Genomic DNA, 4056 nt, shown 5'->3' with positions numbered 1-4056 from the left:
CTGGTTGCAGGTTTTTTTACAACAGCGTTGTAAGAAGTTCCTCGGAGGTTATCCAAAGAGGGCCGGAAGTTCATGCCTGACCCAGGCCCTTCTCGAACTCCTCCGGGTACCACCACCAGTGATCCCGAGGGTAGCCTTTTCTGACAGAGCGGATGCTATTGAGGACCCACTCGAAGTTGATAATCCGATGGAGACTCTGGGCATAGGCACGGCGCAACTCGGCGAACTCATCGGGGTGCGTCTTCTCCGAGGCGTCGCCGGCCTCGACGAGACCGGAGAGGGCCTGCAGGGTCGGCACCACGTCGATCCCGTCCTCGCGCCAATCGGCAAAGGCCAGCCTGAACCGCTCGAAGTGCGGGGCAAAGTCTATTTTTCTAGGCATAAAGCCTCCTGCATGTGGCGATCGAACGCCTTTCGGATGCCACGCGGGTGCTCGAAACAGCCCTTGATCGAATAGCCTTGGGTCACCGCCATGTGGCCTGTTTCCCTCGAGTAGAACGCCATCTGGATCCTCGGCACTGCGTTCTTCCGGCCCGAGCGATAGACTTGCGCCAAGACCCGATTACCGGTGGCCACCGTGCGCTGAGCGGTCCGATGATAGCGGTCGCCGTCTCGGCCCAGCGGCCCCCCGTGCTTGGTCAGGTCCTGCTTGAAGTCGCGTTCATTGTATATCAACGCCTCCTCGCGGGCGCGCTCGCGTAGGCCCTGAATCTTGTACCCCCACTCCCGAGAAGAATATTGATCGAGCAGTTTCCGATCTTCAGCGGCGACATCCTCGCCCCACTCCGGGCTGACCGGCTCCTCGATCTCTCTGATAACCGGGATCGTCGTACAGTAGCAACGGCCATGATAGGGAGGGCCCGCCACACCCGCGGGCAGGTCCTTGGTGCGCACGCCGAGAGGTTTGGAATGCCAGCTCTGGGCGGCCTTTAAACCGTCCACCGACTTGGCGGCCAAGATGGAATCCCTCTGCTCGGCCAGCGCGCGGACTGAGATGATCCGACCGTCCATGTCCAGGCAGAAGGCACAGGTCGATTCTGACCGCTCGGAGCGCACGCGGATTTCCTCGACCCCGGAGCGGACGTATCCCTCTATCCGGCCGAGTTCGCGCGTCTTGGCCGAGATGTGGTCGGCCATCAAGTCGAGGTGCTCCATCTGCTCGGGCGAGGTGGCTATGCCAAATACGTTGTCTTCCAGGGCGTTGATCAGTTCGCGCCGCGAGTAGCCCTTTTCATAGTTGGCCCGTAGGGCCGTATCAAATCCCTGCTTGAGATCGTTGTCCCAGTGATCCCCGACCCAGAACAGATTCTGCTTTCCAATAACCGAAAGTGCGTCCAAATCGGTCAGGCCGAAGGCGATATCCACGCCTGCCGCCTGGCCGGCCTCCAGAAGACCGGTTTTGTAAAACGGAGTGGCCAGATCGAGAACGGGCTGCTCGAGCGCCGCTGCCAGGGGCTGACCGAGCCGCGCCTCCAGACGGCCGAGCGCCCTCTCGATCTCTGCGCTGTCCGGCTTGCCGGGAAGGGACTCGATTGCGCGCAGCGCATCGGTCAGGGCCTCTCGCTCAGCCTGGCGGTAGGTCTTGGCCAGCAGCTCGCGCAGCTTCCGCTGAGCCGTGGCCGGCGTCATTGCAAAGACTAAGATGTCGTCCGCCCTGCGGTAGATCTTGAAGGCGGTCAGCGGGGAAATGTTCACTGATCTTCCTGGAACATCATTTCGAGCTTCTCGACCTCGGCGCGGGGGATTAAAATTCTTGAGCCCCTTTTCCCTCCAGGAGCCCGGCCCAGAACCGTCTCAGTCTGCAGCATGTCGTAGAACGTACTTTTTGGAATGCCAAAGTGCCTGTAGACCTCGCTGGGGCGATAGTAGTTTTTAACGGGCATGCGATTATGGCCTGGCATGATCGCCTCCTACTCGCGCGGCGTGGATCTCGCGCAGCTTTGCAGCCTGACCCGAGGACAGGCGCCGCTTGCCGCGCATGGCATTAACGAAGTCTTGTTCCCAACCCGTGAGCTTGGCCCGGTGCTGGTCGAGCTGCTCGATCAGCCTTGATTTGGGCTGCTTGCGTGCAAGCATGGCCCGCTGCGCCTCGATGATCTTCTGTGCCTCGGCCACGGTCTGGGGCCAGGGCTTGCCGCACATGCGCTTGTTGAACGAGGCACGCGCCTGTTGTTGCCAGCAGAGGTCCTCGTAATTGTGCTCAATGGTTTGGGCCTGCTCCCTGGTGATCAGCGCGCCAGGATCGCCGCGCTTCCGGCGTCGGCGGCGCGGGGCACGATCCTGGCCCAGCCGGTTCAGCACACCCGAGGCCTGGTCTCGGGACAGGCTGGAAATCAACCGGCTGCCGGTCTCAGTCTCGACCACATCGCGCAACAACTCCTCGTCCAGGCTGATATCTCTGGCCGTGGCCCAGATCGCCCGGAGCTGAGCGGAAGTCAACGGATCCGTAGTCCGTTGCTTGTGGCTCATCATCCCTTGGCCTCTCCGGCGTATCTGATGGCAGACAGCGAGGCGTCGAGGTTTGCCCGTCGTTTGTCGACGCTGGTTTTCGCCTTCCCCGCATCATGGTTGGGCTCTGTGTTGAACGGACGGCGGCGGAGATATTCCTCGCGCTTGCCCTTGTTCCATTGCTGCACCGGGCGGTAGTAGCCCACGACTCTGGAGTAGACCTCGGTCTTGGCGCCGCAGCCCTGTTTGCTCATGGCCGCCCCAGGAGGCGATCGAGCAAGCGGAGCGCGCTCTCAGCGCACCAGAGCACTCCGAGCACGCCAAGGCCCAGCACGGAGTAGAACCCGACGAACACCAAGCCCTCGGCCATATTAGCGAGCATCGTCAACCTCCAGCTTGAGCTGCCCGAGCAGGTCGGGCAGGCTTTGCTTGCGCAGCCGTGCGGCGCGGGTCAGGTGCGACAGTCCGGCTTGGCGCAGCCTTTTGTAAGCCGAGTCGACCTCGGCGGCCTGCTCCGGGATGAAAATTCCGACCTTGTAAGATGAGACGATCGCGGCCCCGTGCCGCTCGACCAAGTGCTTGATTACCAGGCGGGCTTTGCGCTCGAACGTGGGGTACTTCGGAGACTCGGGGCCGATGCCCCACAGACGCCGTACCAGCTTGCTGATGTGGATCGCGTTGCTCTCGCCTACACAATGGAAGGCGAGTTCCTCGGCGATATCGCGTTCGAGCTCGGTAAGGTCGGTGAGGTCAAGCGAGAAAAGCCTGACACGCTTTTCGGCAAAGAAGGTCTCAGCCATTAAACCCTCCCTTCGGGCGGAATGTAGGGAAGTCCGAGGAGACGGAATACCTCCTCCTCGTCGCGCTGGAGAGCGAGCTGTCCGTCGTTCATCGCGCGGACTTTCTGACCGGACGGCTCACACCGCGCTTGGTCTCGTAGAAGAACCGGTCTTGACGGGCGAGATGGCAGCCGACCAGCTCGAGCGCTTGCGCGCCCTTAGCCTTGAGGGCCTCTTTGAGCAGACGCTTTTCGACCTTGATCACATCGTAGAGCCCGGCCGACTCGGCGCGCCTGACGGCGTCCTGCTCGTCCACGCCCCGGCCGAGTTTTACGGAGACGATCTCGCGGGTACCGACCGTGCCCCACGGCAGCTCGCGTGAACGGGCATCGCCCAGATCCTTCTTCAGATGCTTGAAGGCTTTGCGGATGTCGCCGGCGCGACTACTAATCTCGGCCTCGTTCGCCTTCTTGGTCTTTTGGAAGCTCTCCCTGACGATGCGGATAGCCTTTTCCGCTGTGGCCTTATCGCGCTCGTTCTCCTCCTCGATCGTCTTGATCGAGTGCAAGGCGAGGTCGATGTGCTCCCAGGTCCATGCCTTGGGATCGCTCGGGCAATCTTCGCGGGAATTGTTCGGTTCGCTCATGGTTCCTCCTAGACCGCGTTGACGTGATCGGCGGTCACGTTTGTGCTGCCCACCTCGTGGGCGGCGCGCAACGCGCGCACGGCCAAGGCGTTGGCGAGCTGCGGGGTCTTGGCGCGTCGGCCCAGGGCATTGAGCGCGCCGGTCGTGAAGATGCGGCTGATCGCGCCGCCGGCGCTGCGGATG

8 protein-coding genes are annotated in these 4056 nt (G+C 62.2%); all 8 read right to left on the bottom strand.

The genetic code is table 11. The features are described 5' to 3' along the window. Window positions 1-70 precede the first annotated feature (70 nt). The 8 genes from P9M14_07625 to P9M14_07590 all read right to left on the bottom strand — a co-directional run bounded on the left by P9M14_07625 (window position 71) and on the right by P9M14_07590 (window position 3873). On the bottom strand, window positions 71-382 hold the full coding sequence (locus tag P9M14_07625; protein MDP8255600.1) for a hypothetical protein: 312 nt from the start codon (window positions 380-382) through the stop codon (window positions 71-73). Beyond that, complete coding sequence (locus P9M14_07620) at window positions 367-1695, bottom strand: hypothetical protein (protein ID MDP8255599.1); 1329 nt, start codon at window positions 1693-1695, stop codon at window positions 367-369. Before P9M14_07620 ends, P9M14_07625 begins: the two co-directional genes overlap by 16 nt. Further along, window positions 1692-1901, bottom strand: a complete 210-nt coding sequence (locus P9M14_07615) for a helix-turn-helix domain-containing protein (GenBank protein MDP8255598.1) — start codon at window positions 1899-1901, stop codon at window positions 1692-1694. Before P9M14_07615 ends, P9M14_07620 begins: the two co-directional genes overlap by 4 nt. Beyond that, window positions 1888-2469: a hypothetical protein gene (locus tag P9M14_07610; GenBank protein MDP8255597.1), complete on the bottom strand. Its 582-nt coding sequence runs from the start codon at window positions 2467-2469 to the stop codon at window positions 1888-1890. The genes P9M14_07615 and P9M14_07610 overlap by 14 nt, the downstream gene beginning before the upstream one ends. Then, a complete protein-coding gene (gene nrdD / locus P9M14_07605; GenBank protein MDP8255596.1) occupies window positions 2469-2702 on the bottom strand; it encodes an anaerobic ribonucleoside-triphosphate reductase in 234 nt (77 codons plus the stop codon). Before nrdD ends, P9M14_07610 begins: the two co-directional genes overlap by 1 nt. Further along, window positions 2699-2830, bottom strand: a complete 132-nt coding sequence (locus P9M14_07600) for a hypothetical protein (GenBank protein ID MDP8255595.1) — start codon at window positions 2828-2830, stop codon at window positions 2699-2701. Before P9M14_07600 ends, nrdD begins: the two co-directional genes overlap by 4 nt. Beyond that, window positions 2820-3248 carry a hypothetical protein gene (locus P9M14_07595; GenBank protein MDP8255594.1) on the bottom strand — a complete coding sequence of 143 codons (429 nt, stop codon included), beginning with the start codon at window positions 3246-3248 and terminating at the stop codon, window positions 2820-2822. Before P9M14_07595 ends, P9M14_07600 begins: the two co-directional genes overlap by 11 nt. Window positions 3249-3336: 88 nt before the next feature. Next, entirely contained in the window at window positions 3337-3873 is a 537-nt protein-coding gene (locus P9M14_07590; GenBank protein ID MDP8255593.1) for a host-nuclease inhibitor Gam family protein, read from the bottom strand. Between the last annotated feature and the right edge of the window lie 183 nt (window positions 3874-4056).

Source organism: Candidatus Alcyoniella australis (genome assembly GCA_030765605.1).
Classification (GTDB): domain Bacteria; phylum Lernaellota; class Lernaellaia; order JAVCCG01; family Alcyoniellaceae; genus Alcyoniella; species Alcyoniella australis.
The sequence above is the reverse complement of the archived record's forward strand: the minus strand, read 5'-3'. Positions and strand labels throughout refer to the sequence as shown.

Bases quoted from the DNA above. Each gene is read 5' to 3' on its own strand.
- P9M14_07625 (MDP8255600.1), bottom strand. From the start codon at position 382: ATGCCTAGAAAAATAGACTTTGCCCCGCACTTCGAGCGGTTCAGGCTG.
- P9M14_07615 (MDP8255598.1), bottom strand. From the start codon at position 1,901: ATGCCAGGCCATAATCGCATGCCCGTTAAAAACTACTATCGCCCCAGC.
- P9M14_07610 (MDP8255597.1), bottom strand. From the start codon at position 2,469: ATGAGCCACAAGCAACGGACTACGGATCCGTTGACTTCCGCTCAGCTC.
- nrdD (MDP8255596.1), bottom strand. From the start codon at position 2,702: ATGAGCAAACAGGGCTGCGGCGCCAAGACCGAGGTCTACTCCAGAGTC.
- P9M14_07600 (MDP8255595.1), bottom strand. From the start codon at position 2,830: ATGCTCGCTAATATGGCCGAGGGCTTGGTGTTCGTCGGGTTCTACTCC.
- P9M14_07595 (MDP8255594.1), bottom strand. From the start codon at position 3,248: ATGGCTGAGACCTTCTTTGCCGAAAAGCGTGTCAGGCTTTTCTCGCTT.
- P9M14_07590 (MDP8255593.1), bottom strand. From the start codon at position 3,873: ATGAGCGAACCGAACAATTCCCGCGAAGATTGCCCGAGCGATCCCAAG.